Annotated in this window: 15 protein-coding genes; 12 read left to right on the top strand and 3 right to left on the bottom strand. The window is 51.3% G+C overall.

Annotation, left to right across the window (positions count from 1 at the left end):
* Positions 1-6: 6 nt before the first annotated feature.
* From grpE to BLQ99_RS14820, 12 genes are all read left to right on the top strand, one after another.
* Positions 7-606: a nucleotide exchange factor GrpE gene (grpE, locus tag BLQ99_RS12710; protein ID WP_093691565.1), complete on the top strand. Its 600-nt coding sequence runs from the start codon at positions 7-9 to the stop codon at positions 604-606.
* A gap of 20 nt (positions 607-626) precedes the next feature.
* Positions 627-2,480: a molecular chaperone DnaK gene (gene dnaK / locus BLQ99_RS12705; protein ID WP_093691563.1), complete on the top strand. Its 1,854-nt coding sequence runs from the start codon at positions 627-629 to the stop codon at positions 2,478-2,480.
* A gap of 26 nt (positions 2,481-2,506) precedes the next feature.
* Positions 2,507-3,646 carry a molecular chaperone DnaJ gene (gene dnaJ, locus BLQ99_RS12700; protein WP_093691562.1) on the top strand — a complete coding sequence of 380 codons (1,140 nt, stop codon included), beginning with the start codon at positions 2,507-2,509 and terminating at the stop codon, positions 3,644-3,646.
* A gap of 20 nt (positions 3,647-3,666) precedes the next feature.
* Positions 3,667-4,605: a 50S ribosomal protein L11 methyltransferase gene (gene prmA, locus BLQ99_RS12695; RefSeq protein WP_093691560.1), complete on the top strand. Its 939-nt coding sequence runs from the start codon at positions 3,667-3,669 to the stop codon at positions 4,603-4,605.
* A 1-nt stretch (position 4,606) separates the two neighbouring features.
* Complete coding sequence (locus BLQ99_RS12690; protein WP_093691558.1) at positions 4,607-5,341, top strand: 16S rRNA (uracil(1498)-N(3))-methyltransferase; 735 nt, start codon at positions 4,607-4,609, stop codon at positions 5,339-5,341.
* A gap of 18 nt (positions 5,342-5,359) precedes the next feature.
* Positions 5,360-6,658 (top strand): tRNA (N(6)-L-threonylcarbamoyladenosine(37)-C(2))-methylthiotransferase MtaB, encoded by a 1,299-nt coding sequence (mtaB, locus tag BLQ99_RS12685; protein ID WP_093691556.1) that lies wholly within the window; start codon positions 5,360-5,362, stop codon positions 6,656-6,658.
* Positions 6,659-6,779: 121 nt separating this feature from the next.
* A complete protein-coding gene (locus tag BLQ99_RS12680; RefSeq protein ID WP_093691554.1) occupies positions 6,780-7,127 on the top strand; it encodes a histidine triad nucleotide-binding protein in 348 nt (115 codons plus the stop codon).
* 93 nt (positions 7,128-7,220) lie between these two features.
* The gene (gene rpsU / locus BLQ99_RS12675; RefSeq protein ID WP_093691552.1) at positions 7,221-7,400 is read left to right on the top strand and encodes a 30S ribosomal protein S21; all 180 of its coding nucleotides are present in this window, start codon (positions 7,221-7,223) and stop codon (positions 7,398-7,400) included.
* A gap of 20 nt (positions 7,401-7,420) precedes the next feature.
* Entirely contained in the window at positions 7,421-7,873 is a 453-nt protein-coding gene (locus tag BLQ99_RS12670) for a GatB/YqeY domain-containing protein (RefSeq protein WP_093691550.1), read from the top strand.
* Positions 7,874-8,256: 383 nt separating this feature from the next.
* Positions 8,257-9,567 (top strand): NfeD family protein, encoded by a 1,311-nt coding sequence (locus BLQ99_RS12665; protein WP_093691548.1) that lies wholly within the window; start codon positions 8,257-8,259, stop codon positions 9,565-9,567.
* Positions 9,568-10,578 (top strand): flotillin-like protein FloA, encoded by a 1,011-nt coding sequence (gene floA, locus BLQ99_RS12660; protein ID WP_093691546.1) that lies wholly within the window; start codon positions 9,568-9,570, stop codon positions 10,576-10,578.
* A 162-nt stretch (positions 10,579-10,740) separates the two neighbouring features.
* Complete coding sequence (locus tag BLQ99_RS14820) at positions 10,741-10,929, top strand: hypothetical protein (RefSeq protein WP_143005907.1); 189 nt, start codon at positions 10,741-10,743, stop codon at positions 10,927-10,929.
* A 42-nt stretch (positions 10,930-10,971) separates the two neighbouring features.
* On the opposite strand, the gene BLQ99_RS12650 is transcribed toward BLQ99_RS14820, so the two are convergent.
* The 3 genes from BLQ99_RS12650 to BLQ99_RS12640 are packed head-to-tail and all read right to left on the bottom strand — an operon-like array spanning position 10,972 to position 14,108.
* Positions 10,972-11,565: a class I SAM-dependent methyltransferase gene (locus BLQ99_RS12650; protein WP_093691542.1), complete on the bottom strand. Its 594-nt coding sequence runs from the start codon at positions 11,563-11,565 to the stop codon at positions 10,972-10,974.
* Positions 11,566-11,579: 14 nt separating this feature from the next.
* Positions 11,580-13,589 (bottom strand): TonB-dependent receptor plug domain-containing protein, encoded by a 2,010-nt coding sequence (locus BLQ99_RS12645; RefSeq protein WP_093691540.1) that lies wholly within the window; start codon positions 13,587-13,589, stop codon positions 11,580-11,582.
* A 15-nt stretch (positions 13,590-13,604) separates the two neighbouring features.
* The gene (locus BLQ99_RS12640; protein ID WP_093691538.1) at positions 13,605-14,108 is read right to left on the bottom strand and encodes an ECF transporter S component; all 504 of its coding nucleotides are present in this window, start codon (positions 14,106-14,108) and stop codon (positions 13,605-13,607) included.
* Between the last annotated feature and the right edge of the window lie 299 nt (positions 14,109-14,407).

Genomic DNA, 14,407 nt, shown 5'->3' with positions numbered 1-14,407 from the left:
GTGAGCATGGGCGAAAAGCGCGAGGAGACGATCAATCAGGCGGGGGCCGAACCCCAGCCGCAAATGGCGGCGGGGGCAGACTCAACAGAAGCGAAAGAACAGGAAGGGATAGAAAGCCAAGAGGTTAGCTTCCAGCAGGAAGACGTGGAACGGCTTCTTGCCTCTATCGCCGAGAAAAACCGCCTTCAAGAAGAAACGATGGAGCGGCTCAAGCGGCTGCAAGCCGACTTTGATAACTTCCGCCGCCGCACCCGTCAGGAAAAAGAGGATTTAGCCAAAGTGGTAACTGAAGGCATTGTGCTACAGCTCTTGCCTGTACTGGATAACTTTGAGCGGGCGCTCACCACGGCGACGGAAGACGCGGCGGCCCTCCGCGCCGGGGTAGAAATGATTTACCGCCAGTTTATCCAGGCTTTGGAAAAGATGGGGGTACAGCCGATTGAAGCAGCGGGCGCCGTTTTTGATCCTCAATATCATGAGGCGATCATGCGGGTCGAAGACCCTGATCGGCGGGACAATACGGTAGTTGAGGTGCTGCAAAAAGGCTATATGGTTCATGGTAAAGTCATTCGTCCCAGCATGGTCAAAGTAGTTAACAATTCCTAATAAATTAAGGAGGAATAGAAATGGCTAAAGTAATCGGTATAGATTTGGGCACTACTAACTCTGTCGTAGCGGTTATGGAAGGTGGCGAGCCTGTTGTTATTCCTAATGCCGAAGGCAGCCGGTTGACTCCTTCCGTCGTCGGCTTTTCCAAAACAGGCGAGCGGCTGGTTGGCCAGCTGGCCAAGCGTCAGGCTGTTTCTAATCCGGAACGCACCGTTATTTCCATAAAGCGGCATATGGGTACGAGCCACAAGGTTCGTATTGATGATAAAGAATATACGCCGCAAGAAATTTCGGCCATGATTTTACAAAAGCTCAAGCAAGACGCCGAGGCTTACCTCGGGGAAAAGGTAACAAAAGCGGTCATTACCGTACCGGCCTATTTTACCGATGCCCAGCGCCAAGCTACCAAAGACGCCGGTACGATCGCCGGGCTGGAAGTGCTGCGCATTATCAACGAGCCGACGGCGGCCGCCTTGGCGTATGGTCTTGACAAAGGCGAAGACCACACCATTCTGGTCTTCGACTTGGGCGGCGGTACTTTCGACGTATCCATTCTTGAGCTGGGTGACGGCGTTTTCGAAGTCAAGGCTACCAGCGGTAATAACCGCTTGGGCGGTGACGACTTTGACGAGCGTATTATGCAATGGTTGATTGCTGAATTTAAGAAAGAGCATGGCATTGATCTTTCGGCAGACCGCATGGCCATGCAGCGCCTCAAAGAAGCGGCGGAGAAAGCCAAGATTGAGCTGTCCGGCGTATTAACCACTAATATTAACTTGCCGTTTATTACGGCCGATGCCAGTGGGCCGAAACACCTTGACGTCACCCTGACCCGGGCCAAGTTTGAAGAACTGACGGCCGACCTGGTTGAAGCGACGATGGGGCCGACCCGCCAGGCTTTGAGCGACGCGGGACTGACGCCCAAAGATATCGACAAGGTTATTTTGGTTGGCGGTTCGACCCGTATTCCGGCTGTTCAGGAAGCGATTAAAAAGTTCCTGGGCAAAGAACCCTACCGCGGCGTGAATCCCGATGAATGTGTGGCCATTGGCGCCGCTATTCAAGCCGGCGTACTGGTTGGCGAAGTCAAGGATGTACTGCTGCTCGATGTAACGCCCCTATCCTTGGGGATTGAGACGCTAGGCGGCGTGTTTACGAAGATTATTGAGCGCAATACGACCATTCCCACTTCCAAGAGCCAGATTTTCTCCACGGCTGCCGATAATCAGTCCTCTGTTGAGATTCATGTCCTGCAGGGCGAACGGGAAATGGCTGCTTATAATAAAACGCTCGGCCGGTTTGAACTCTCGGGAATTCCGCCGGCACCGCGCGGTGTTCCCCGCATTGAAGTTACCTTTGACATCGATGCCAACGGTATTGTCCATGTATCGGCGAAAGACCTTGGTACCGGCAAAGAGCAAAAGATCACCATCACTTCTTCCAGCGGCCTGAGTAAGGAAGAAATCGAGCAGATGGTCAAGGAAGCGGAAGCCCATGCCAGCGAAGACAAAAAGCGCCGCGAGGAGGCCGAAATACGCAATAATGCCGACTCGCTCGTGTACCAGGCCGAAAAAACCATCAAGGAGATGGGCGACAAGGCCGATAAAGCCCTGGTGGAAAAAGTGCAAAAAGGCATCGACAAACTAAAAGAATCCCTGAAGGGCAATGATATCGCGAAGATCAAGGCCGATACCGAAGAGCTTACCAAACCGCTGTATGAGCTGACGGCCGCCGTGTATAGCCAAGCGGGCGGTCAGGGCACGCCGGGCGCTCAGGGATTTGGCCCGGGCGCGGCTGGTGCAGGCACCCCAAGCGACGACAAGGTAGTAGATGCAGAGTACAAGGTAGTAGACGACGAGAACAAAAAGTAGAGAGCCAAAGTTTGGGATGGTGAATTGTGAGCAAAAGAGATTATTATGAAGTATTAGGCGTGCCCAGGACGGCGACCGAGGACGAAATAAAAAAGGCCTTTCGCAAGCTGGCACGGAAGTACCATCCTGATGTCAACCGTGATAATCCTAAAGAGGCAGAGGAGAAATTTAAAGAAATAAACGAAGCCTATGAAGTTTTGTCCGACCCCGAGCGGCGGGCACAGTATGACCAGTTCGGTCATGCCGCCTTTGACCCCGGCCAAGGCGCCGGGGCAGGCGGTTTTAGCGGGTTTGGCGGGTTTGGCGCCGGCGGGTTCAGTGATATTTTCGATATGTTTTTCGGTCAGGCCGGTTTTGGCGCTCGTCACACCGGCCCGGAAAAAGGCGCCGACTTGCGCTATGACCTGGAAATTTCTTTCGAAGAAGCCGCTTTTGGGGTTGAGAAGGAAATTCAGGTACCCCGTACCGAAGAATGTCCCACTTGTCACGGTTCCGGCGCCGCCCCGGGAACCCATCCCGAGACATGCCCGCAGTGCCGCGGTACAGGGCAGCAGCAGATTGTCCAAAATACTCCTTTTGGCCGCATGGTTAACGTGAAGACCTGTACCCGCTGTCGCGGCGAGGGCAAGATTGTGCGTACGCCTTGCAAAGATTGTCAGGGACGGGGCAGAGTACGCAATAAGCGTACTATAAAAGTCAAAATTCCCGCCGGTGTTGACAGCGGATCCCGCTTGCGTGTCGCTTACGAAGGGGAGGCAGGTGTACGCGGCGGACCGCCTGGAGATTTGTATGTTTATATTTTTGTAAAACCGCATAAACTGTTTACACGTGAAGGCAGCGACGTCATTTGCGAAGTGCCGATAAGTTTTGTGCAGGCTGCCTTAGGTGACGAAATCGAGGTGCCCACCCTGGACGGAAAGGTCAGTCTTAAAATTCCCGAAGGTACTCAGTCCGGTACGACTTTTCGTCTCAAGGACAAAGGCATTCCGCACCTTAGAGGCCATGGCCGCGGTGATCAGCATGTGCGGATAAAAGTGGTTACTCCCAAGAACCTGACCGAACGTCAGCGCGAGCTTTTAATGGAGTTTGCCCGTGCGAGCGGTGAAAATATCAATCCGGAGCAAAAGAGTTTTTTTAAGAAGGTCAAAGATTTTTTGGGATCGTAACTGAAAAGGGGCGATTATGCTTGAAGTGGGCTGAAATCAGTATTCAGACAACCCATGAGGCCACCGAAGCGGTGGCCAATATTTTTCACGAGTTAGGCGCCAGCGGGGTTGTTATCGAGGATCCGGAGGTCATCAATGCCTACCGCCGGTCTGGCACGTGGGATTATTGCGATCTACCGGAGGCGGAAAACCCAGAAATTGTTACCGTTAAAGCTTATTTGCCGATGGACGATGATTTGGATGACAAACTCCGCCTCTTTGAGGCACGGGTCAACGAACTTTCCCGGTATCAGTTAAACAAAGGGCGCGGGCATATTTACTGGCAGGAAGTGCAGGAAGAAGATTGGGCCAGTTCGTGGAAAAACTATTTTCACCCGATTAAAGTGGGCGAAAAAATTGTCATCAAACCATCATGGGAAAAATATAACCAAGCCGAAGGCGAAATCGTCGTTGAGCTTGACCCGGGGATGGCGTTTGGGACGGGGACGCACCATACTACCGCCATGTGCATCCGTATCCTGGAAGATGTCATAAAGCCCGGTGACATTGTTTTTGATGTGGGCACCGGGTCGGGCATCCTGGCCGTTGCCGCCGCCAAACTGGGGGCTGGCGCTGTTTATGCCGTCGATTTAGATCCGGTTGCGGTCAACGTGGCGGCTGACAATGCTTCGGTAAACGGCGTCTCGCATATCGTGAAGGTTGCCCAGGGCGACTTGCTTACAGGGCTGACCGGAACGGCCGACGTGGTTGTTGCCAATATCATCGCCGATGTGATTATCCGGTTGGTTAAAGACATCCCCCAAAAATTAAAGGAAGGCGGCGTGTTTATCGCCAGCGGCGTCATTGCCGAGCGGCTCGGCGACGTAACGGCGGCCATGCTGGCGCAGGGCTTGGTTATCGACCGCGTTGTCGAGGAAGGCGGCTGGGCGGCCATTGCCGTTCGCAGAGGGGGCGATTAGGGTGCGGCGTTTTTTCTTTCCTGGTCCGCTGACCCCCGAGATGATAATCACCGGTGATGACGGGCATCACATTGCGCGGGTGCTTAGGCTGAAGCCCGGTGACTGTATTGTGGTGGTGGGCCAGGATGGACAAGCCTGCCAGGCGGAAATTGTTGCCGTGGACGGCAGCAGCGTGAAGGTGGCCTGCCGGCAAGCCCTTACCGAGACAAAGGAACCGCCAGTCGAGGTATGGCTGGCTCAGGGGTTGCCAAAAGGCGATAAGATGGAATATATTATCCAGAAGGCGGTAGAGCTTGGCGTAAGCCGGATCTTGCCTGTTGAGACGGCACATACGGTCGTGCGGTACGATACGGAAAAAAAAGCCGCCAGGCGGGAGCGGTGGCAAAAAATTGCTTATGAAGCTGCCAAGCAGTGCGGCCGGGCGGCCGTGCCGGAAATAGCTCCCGTTCAGACGCTATCTGCGCTGCTAAAAATGACATTGCCGGAAACTGTTTTTATGTTGTATGAGGGACACCCGGCGCGAGGTCTTAAAGACGCGCTGAGGATGACAACGAGCGAGTCTTATCTGCTGCTAATCGGCCCTGAAGGTGGGTTTAGTTCCGATGAGGTTTTGCTTTGCCGGCAGCGCGGCGCCCATATCGTCACGATGGGGCCGCGCATTTTGCGTACCGAAACGGCAGCGCTTGCCGCGCTGACCGCGGTGCTGTATGAGCGGGGCGATTTAGGCGGAACCTAACGATTTGGAGGGGTAATTATGCCGCGGGCGGCTTTTACGACGCTAGGCTGTAAAGTTAATCAGTTTGAAACCGAAGTTATCGAAGGACTATTCAAGCAGCGCGGGTATACAATCGTTTCCTTTGACGAGCCGGCCGACGTTTATGTTATTAATACCTGTTCGGTTACGCATTTAGGCGAAAAAAAGTCGCGCCAACTGATCAGGCGGGCGGCCCGGGTCAATCCTGAGGCCGTTATTGTCGCCACCGGCTGCTATGCTCAGGTTTCGCCGGACAAAGTCGCGGCCATTCCCGAGGTAGATGTAATTGTTGGTACCCAGGACCGAAGCCGAATCGTTGATCTGGTGGAAGAGGCGCGCAGAACCCGCGGGCAAGTCAATGCCGTAACTGATATTATGACAGCGGAGCAGTTTGAGGACATTCCTATTTTTGATGCTCCCGGCCGAACGCGTGCCTTTTTGAAAATTCAAGAAGGGTGTATCAATTTTTGTACATACTGTATTATCCCTTATGCCCGCGGACCGTTGCGTTCCCGCGCCTTAGATAGCGTGAGGCGGGAAGCGGAAAAACTGGTCGCCGCCGGTTTTAAGGAAATTGTTTTGACCGGGATTCACCTTGGCGCTTACGGCCGTGATACGGGCGGCAACCTGGAACTAGCCGACGCCGTAGAGACGGTACTTGGTGTCACCGGATTAGTGCGTCTGCGTCTCAGTTCGCTTGAATCGGTCGAAGTGTCCGATCGGCTTGTCGAGCTGATGCGTCGTGACGCTAAGCTGTGTCCGCACCTGCATCTGCCGCTGCAAGCCGGGGATGACCATGTTCTGTCCAAAATGAACCGGCATTATACTACCGAAGAATATAGCCGCCTGGTAGGCGCCATCCGCCGCCGCGTGCCGGACCTTGCCGTTACTACTGATGTAATTGTCGGTTTTCCTGGTGAAACGCCGGCGATGTTTGCTAACTCATTGGCCTTCGTCGAGCGCATGGCCTTTGCCAAAGTTCACATTTTTCCCTATTCGCGGCGAAGCGGCACTCCTGCCGCCGCTTATCCCGACCAGGTACCGGAGGAAGAAAAAAAGCGGCGCGTCCGGGAAATGCAGCGGGTGGCGGAGAAGGGAGCGGCCGCCTTTCTGGACGCTTTTGTCGGCCGCGAGATGGAAGTGTTGTTCGAGACGGCTAATAACGGTGTTGTCGACGGGCTTACGGGAAACTATATACGGGTGTACACTCGCGGTGGCGGGGACTTAGTCGGTGCCCTTGGCGTCGTTCGCTTAGAAAAGCCATATAAGGACGGATTATGGGGGACATTACTGGCGTAAAATTTTAATATCGGTGGCAATACTGGCAGGATAATGCAGGAATAAGCAGAATATTTTTGAAGACAGGTGTAAAATCTACTGTTGATTGCGGACTTAATTTGCCAGCGAGAGGAGGTGCATTATGCAACAGGACTGTATTTTTTGCAAAATTGCCAAAAAAGAAGTGCCGGTGCAGCCGGTTTACGAGGACGAGCAAATCATCGCTTTTCCCGATATTAATCCGGCCGCGCCAGTTCATGTGCTGGTTATTCCCAAAAAGCATATTGCCAACCTCCTGGAGATCACACCGGAAGATAGGGCGCTTGCAGGGCATATTATGACAGTCATTCCGCAAGTTGCCGCCCGATTGGGCGTGGCGGAAGATGGCTTTCGCGTTGTCATTAATACCAAGGATAACGGGGGACAAACAGTTCACCACCTCCACTGCCACATCCTAGGAGGTAGGTTCATGACATGGCCTCCAGGCTAACATTGACAATGTTTGTCAGTTTGAGTATAATAGTTAGGTGTATGTTTGAGCAAACATACTTCCCCGTAGGTTGGTGTGGAGGGAGGGAGATAGATGTCAGAAGTCAGAGTTGGCAAAAACGAAACATTGGACAGCGCGCTCCGTAGATTTAAGCGCTCTTGCCAAAAAGCGGGCGTATTATCCGAAGTCAGAAAACGCGAGCATTACGAAAAGCCGAGTGTAAAACGCAAGAAAAAGTCCGAGGCGGCCCGGAAACGTAAACATAAAGGTTAACCTTCTTTACGGAGGTATTTATGTCGATCAAGGATAGGCTTACAGAAGACATGAAGCAGGCCATGAAAGACAAAGAGGCCGGTAAATTGCGTCTCTCTGTCATTCGCATGGTACGCGCCAGCATCAAAAATGCGGAAATCGACCAAAAAAAAGAACTTGGTGACGAAGAAGTCCTGGAAGTCATCTCCAGAGAAGTTAAGATGCGGCGGGATTCTATCGCAGAGTTCCAAAAAGGCAACCGCCCCGACTTGGTCGAAAACCTAGAACAAGAGATTGCCATTCTGATGCAATACCTTCCCCCACAGTTAAGCGAAGCGGAGATTCGGGACTTGGTGATGGAAGCCATTGCCCAAACGCAGGCAGCTAGCGCCAAGGATATGGGCAAGGTCATGGCGGTACTGATGCCGAAAGTAAAAGGTCGTGCTGATGGTAAGACAGTCAACGCTATTGTCCGCGAACTATTGAATCAATAATAACCAATCCGGTACTTCTAATGGAGTGCCGGATTTTATATTATAAAAAATAAACAGACAGGCGGTCAGACGGCCCTGTCTGTTTATTCCAGGTGAAGCGCAATAGCAAGTTATCGGACGTTGTTACTGTAACGGATAAACCAGCTTGTTCAATATTGAGTAGATAGTTTGTTAGGCGTATGTTGTTGTTTAAAAACAATAGTGATTATGGCGTATAAATGTGCTTCACCGTCACAACAATATCATACAAGTTTCGACAAGTCAAGACCCGAAAAGCATTGGATGATTATTCAAAACAGTCTTTGGTTTACGAAAAAAGATAGGAATGTCTGCTGTCTTTAGCGAATAGAGTAAGGAAGACAGGGGGAGGGCAGGTGTAAGGTATGCGGTATAAGCTGTTAGCAGTTGTTTTTCTGCTTATATTTATATTTTCCCTTGCCGGGCCAAACGTTTTGGCCGCCGACGAGCGCCAGCCCGTACTCCTCATACCCATCAAGGGTGAAATTAACGCCAGTCAGGCAGCATTGGTGCGGCGGGTGCTGACCGAGGCGTCAACCCAAAAAGCGCAAGCCGTCCTAGTTGAGATTGATACGTTTGGCGGTTTGGTCGATCCGGCGGTTGCGATTAGAGACATTATTATTGATTATCCGTTGCCCACTATTTGTTACATAAAGAACCGGGCATGGTCGGCGGGGGCCCTTATCGCCTTAGCCCATAAACATATTGTCATTGCTCCTGGCGGCAGTCTGGGGGCGGCTGAGCCTATACCGGCAACGGAAAAAACCATTGCCGCATTAAAGGCTGAATTTGCCGCGACCGCCAATAAACGCGGCCGGGATCCCCGCATCGCCGAAGCCATGGTGGACAAAACGCTTGGCCTGCCAGGGTATGCTCAACCCGGCCAGATTTTGGCGCTCACCGATTACCAAGCCCAGCAAGTCGGCTATGCCGATTTGGTGGCGCCTGATCGTGAGACTGTACTCAAGCATTACGGCTTGGCGAACGCTCCCTTAATAGAGTACGCGCCGGGGTGGACGGAACGGGCGGCTGGATGGTTGTCTGACCCGACGGTTAAATCACTGCTGTTATCTATTATTTTTCTCGCGGTGCTGACTGAGATCAAGACCGCGGGCATAGGTGTGGCCGCCCTGCTAGGCCTTGGTGCTGCGCTGCTCTTCTTTGGCAGTCAGTGGCTGACGGGTTTTGCGGGCTGGCTGGAAATCTTGCTATTTATTGGCGGTTTAATTTTGTTGGCTATGGAACTCTACGTTCCCGGTTTTGGACTATTTGGTCTTACGGGTATTGTCGCCATTTTAGCCAGTTTTTTTCTTACGTTGGGCGGCGGCTTTCTCGCTCTCAATGTTTTAGCCGGTAGTCTTATATTGGCTGTTATCATCTTTCTGCTAATAGTAAAGCGCCTTCCGGCCAGCAAACTGTGGGCCAGATTGGTGCTTAAGGAGAGTGAGACGACACAAGCCGGCTTCGTTAGTGCCCGCGATTATAGCCAGTTTGTTGGCAAAACGGGGACAGTTATTTCTTTTTTGCGCCCGGCGGGGATGATAGAGATTGAAGGCACCCAGCTTGACGTCCTGTCCGAAGGGCGATATGTACCGCCAGGAACAAAGGTTAAGGTGATAAACGTCAATGGCGGTCGTATCGTTGTAAGACCAATAAATGATGAGGAGGAACGGTAAATGATTCAATTAATCGGCCCCATTTTTGTTTTGTTTCTTTTCATTGTCGGTATCGCCTTATTTCTCCATTTTGTTCCGCTTGGACTGTGGATATCGGCGCTGGCCGCCGGTGTTCACGTCGGTATTATGACCTTAATTGGCATGCGGTTGCGGCGAGTCCCGCCGGCCCAAATCGTCCTGCCGTTAATCAAGGCCAACAAAGCAGGTCTGGACGTAAACGTCAACCAGTTGGAAGCCCATTATCTTGCTGGCGGTAACGTTGACCGGGTGGTGGACGCCCTGATTGCGGCTCACCGCGCGCAAATCCCGCTCACCTTTGAGCGAGCCGCGGCCATTGATCTTGCAGGGCGTAATGTTCTGGAAGCGGTGCAAATGAGTGTAAATCCCAAAGTAATTGAAACGCCCATTGTTTCCGCTGTGGCTAAAAATGGCATTGAGCTCAAGGTAAAAGCACGGGTCACCGTGCGGGCAAATATTGACCGCTTGGTTGGGGGCGCCGGCGAGGCAACCGTTCTGGCCAGGGTTGGCGAAGGAATTGTCACAACCGTCGGTTCGGCTGATGACCATAAGGAAGTATTAGAAAATCCTGACCATATTTCGCGCACTGTTCTTGCCAAAGGACTTGATGCCGGTACGGCTTTTGAAATTTTGTCGATTGATATTGCCGACGTCGATGTAGGTCGCAACATTGGCGCTGAGTTGTTAACCGACCAGGCCGAAGCGGAAAAACGCATTGCCCAGGCTAAGGCGGAAGAGCGGCGGGCTATGGCTGTGGCCAAAGAGCAGGAAATGAAAGCTTTTACCCAGGAAATGCAGGCCAAAGTGGCGGAAGCCCAGGCCGAAGTGCCGCGTGCTTTAGCTATTGCGCTGCGCGAAGGGCGGATGGGGGTAATGGATTATTACAATATGAACAATATAATGGCCGATACCGAAATGCGTGAAACTATTGCCAAAGCCGGCCCGGTGATGGCTCAAACGCCGGCAAAGGCTGATGAACCGCCGAAAAAGTAGGTGAGTGTTTTGGATTTCGGATTATTAATTCTTTTAATGTTGGTGCTTTACGTTTTACCTGAACTCTTAAAGCGCAGGAAGCACCAAAAGTATGAATACCCGCATATACCGCAGCCTGTGCCGCCCGCGCCGGAACCAACCGGACAAGAAGGGGCCACGAAGTTGCCAGCGATGCCTGTTAAGCCGCAGCTGCCGCCGGAAGTGCATGTTCCGGCGCTCACGAAAGCACCGGAAACATCCCCGTGGGAGGGCAAGCTAAACAACGCCCTGCTGGTCAATGGGGTAATTTTTGCCGAAATCCTGCAGCCGCCACGAGCTAAGCGACCACTAGTTTTGCGCGGCCGGCGATAAAAATAACCCCTGGAGTGGGTTAGCCAATCTCCAGGGGTTTTATTACTTGTTCACGTTAGCTTTAATAAAATAGTATTCATCGTTATCGACGGCGGCAAGTACGGAAAAATCGGCCTGTTGTAACATTTGCGCCACTATATCGCTAGGCGGCAGGCGGTCGTCTTGTACGGTTGTGTTGCCGGCGTGAATAGCATTAACCGCCTGGCGCGATAAATCATGCATGATTACCAGTATGCCGCCGGTGTTCAGCATGGATTTCATTTTCGCCAGAAAAGCGGTTTTGTCTTTAACGTGCGGGAAAAAGTTAAAGCAAATAATTTTGTCGAAAGCCTGGGGTGGCTGATAGTCAAGTATATCGCCGGTAACATAGGTAATGCCGCTAAGATGGCGATGTTTAGCGGCGGCGCGGGTGATCATATTGGCGGCAAAATCTATAGCGGTAATGTTTCCGGTTTCACCTAAAACTTTTTTGAGAAAGGGAAGCAAAATACCGGTGCCGCAACCCACGTCAAGGACGGTGTCGCCTGTATTGATGCCAATCATAGCGACCAAAGCGGCAATTTTGTTATCATCGGCACAGCGGAGGTCATCCCACCACTGTGCGAGTTGGTTGAAAAAGGCTTGTTCGCTGTTCATGAGATTGTTTCACCTTACAGTTTATACCGGTATACGGCACTTACCAGTCGACCCGGCATGGGATAGTTGTTTTGCTCGGCGTAATGTTTGTCAAAGAGATTATTTATAGACAGTGTAAGCGAACTATCTGCCGCTAGGTCGCGGGTGACAGCCAGGTCGTGGACAACGTAGCCGCCAAGTCTGATGATACCGGAGGTTCCATAGGGGTAGTTGGCTGATTGCTCACCGGTATAGTCAACAGTGTAGCGAATGTGCCAGGGTTTGGCGTCGTACTGGTAGCCCAGCGTTGCTTTATGCCGCGGACGATAGTCCAATTCGTGGCGTAAACCAAGATTGTCGCTTGGGTCTATGCCCTCTTTTTTTGTATGTTGGTTGGTGTAAGTTAAAAATACGCGTGCGGCCTGATTTAGCTGGTAGCTGTTTTCCCACTCAAAGCCCCAGAGCTTGGCCTTGGGAATATTATAGCAAGAATACGGATATTGGTGAGTAAAGTTTATGTAGTCATTTATATTTTGATAGTAAGCGGTGAGTTTGGTCGTAAGCTGGGGAAACACCTTGCGCTCTACGCCCAGTTCATATTCCCAGCCTTTTTCGGGATTGAGCATCAGGCCATCGCCAATAACCTTCGGATCTGTGCTGGTGTAATTTTTCGACCACCAGTAAAATTCCGCCATCGACGGCGAACGCCACAAACGGTTGACTGAGATGAAGGTGGTGGTTTGCTGGTCGTTGCGGAACGAAAAGTTTAGTTTGGGCGACAGGGCGTTATGATCTACATTGAGTATGTCACTAGCGGCATCAGGCCGACCGGTCATCTTATCGTAGCGTAGGCCGATGTTGCCTGTCCAGCGGTCATCAAGCGACCAAGTTTTTTCTATGTAGCTCCCGAATAAGTTTACCTTTTGTGAAGGATTAAGAGCCATACCTGACCCTACATTATACCAACCGTAACCGTAGCGGAGCTGTTTGTACTCGGCGCCGTAAGCATAGGTGCTGCGACCGGCTGTCTGTTCGCCTTTTAATTGCCAGCCGCGCGACAAGTCAGTGACTACTGTGCGGTCTAGTGATACGGCACCGGACGAGTAGTTTACCTCGCGGCGTTTTTCGTTGTTTTTCCAGTAGGTCAGGTCAATAAAACCTTGTGTAGTCTTGTGACTCCAGGTTGCGTCATAGGTAGTTAAGTCTTTTTCCCAAAATGACCCTGGAGATGGGATTATGCCGCCGAGAAATTTCTCTGCATCAGTATTTGTGATCTGAGGGTAACCCGGGTCGTAACCAAATGTTACACCAGGATAGTTTTGAATAATCATGCCGTGATGCTCTTTTGTTTTGTGCCAATTTGCCTTTAGGCTGTCACCGGGACTAATGCGGTATTTGGCGGTAAATCCGTATTGGTCGGCATCATAGCTGTTGTTGCGCAAAAAGGCGTCACGGCCGAACTTGCTGCCATAGATATTCCAGGCCAGGTCATGGGAACTGGCGCCATAATGCAGCCGGTACTGATACTGTCCGTTCTCCCCAACGCCGGTTTCCAGCATCCCGCCGGCTGTTTGCACTTCTTTGGTGATAATATTGATGACACCGCCCAAGGTGTTGCCGTGCTGGGCAGTTTTGGCTCCTTTAATAATTTGGATTTTTTCTACTTGATCAAGTGGAATGGCGTTCCAGTCCACATAATTTCCGCCCATGACACCCGACATATTTACCGGCCGGCCATCCACTAATACGGTAAACCGCCTGGTATCGAAACCGCGCAATTTAACGGTTCCGTCTTGGTTGTCGTAAGGCGTGCGTTGCTGAACATCTATGCCGGAAACTTGGCGCAAGATGTCTGGTATACTGGTTGTTTTTCCGGGACTGACTACTTTTATGTTAATTGTTTCGGTATCAGTTGTCAGTCTGTAAGCATCAGCGCTAACGATAATTTCACCCATGTCATAGCTCGGGATCTGGGAGGCGAAAGCTGGCGTTGTCGCCAGCGACAATGCGAGCATGACCTTGATTGCGAGCTTCTTTTTATTCATAAGTTCCTCCTTGACTTAATTAACGGATTTTAGTCTGTTAACAATCAGCGGTATAAGGACTAGCTGAATAGCTATGCCTGGCAACCCTGTCAGCACAGCGCCTGAAAGATACGCGAGCGGCTGTAGCTTGATATGTACGGTCATGGCTAATATATACACTATGACAGCGGCCGCCAGTCTGCCCGTGATCATAGCACCAACCAGCGCCAACAAAAGCGGCAGTCCTTTTTGTCGATACAAGAAGCCGCCGATCAGTCCATAGATGCTTAGCTCGACCGTCATAATTGGCAGCGTTGGCATTAAAGGCGGCATTCCTGTAAGCAGCGAACTAAGCCCGGGCGTAATCAGGCCGGTAAGAAATCCTGCCCTGGCGCCTAAAAATAGTCCGGCAATAAGAATGGGGATATGCATTGGCAAAAATACAGGGCCCATTGCTCCTACATAGTGAAAGGCGACGGGAAGGATTACCCCGAAGGTAATAAAAACGGCGCTGGTCGTCAGCTTGCTGGAAGTCGTCACTAAATCCCTCCTTCCATATCCAATAATAAAGCCAGGAAAAGCTTTCTCTTCATGAGAAAAAGCCTTCCTGGCTGAGTTGTTATTATGCTTTTTTTAACTAATAATTAAAGTATGACCTTCAGGTCAGAACAGGCGAAATCTATCTTCGCCGGTTGAAATTCAAGACATTTATTCGTGTTATTTGTACATTTTCCTGCTAAAAGTTGATTTTAACGTTATAGAAAATATACAGACTGCCCCCTCTTGACTATAAAGTTTAAGCTATGGTAGTATATAAAGCGCTGAGAAAATGCCATATG

The organism is Sporolituus thermophilus DSM 23256 (genome assembly GCF_900102435.1).
GTDB classification, from domain to species: domain Bacteria; phylum Bacillota; class Negativicutes; order Sporomusales; family Thermosinaceae; genus Thermosinus; species Thermosinus thermophilus.
The sequence above is the reverse complement of the archived record's forward strand: the minus strand, read 5'-3'. Positions and strand labels throughout refer to the sequence as shown.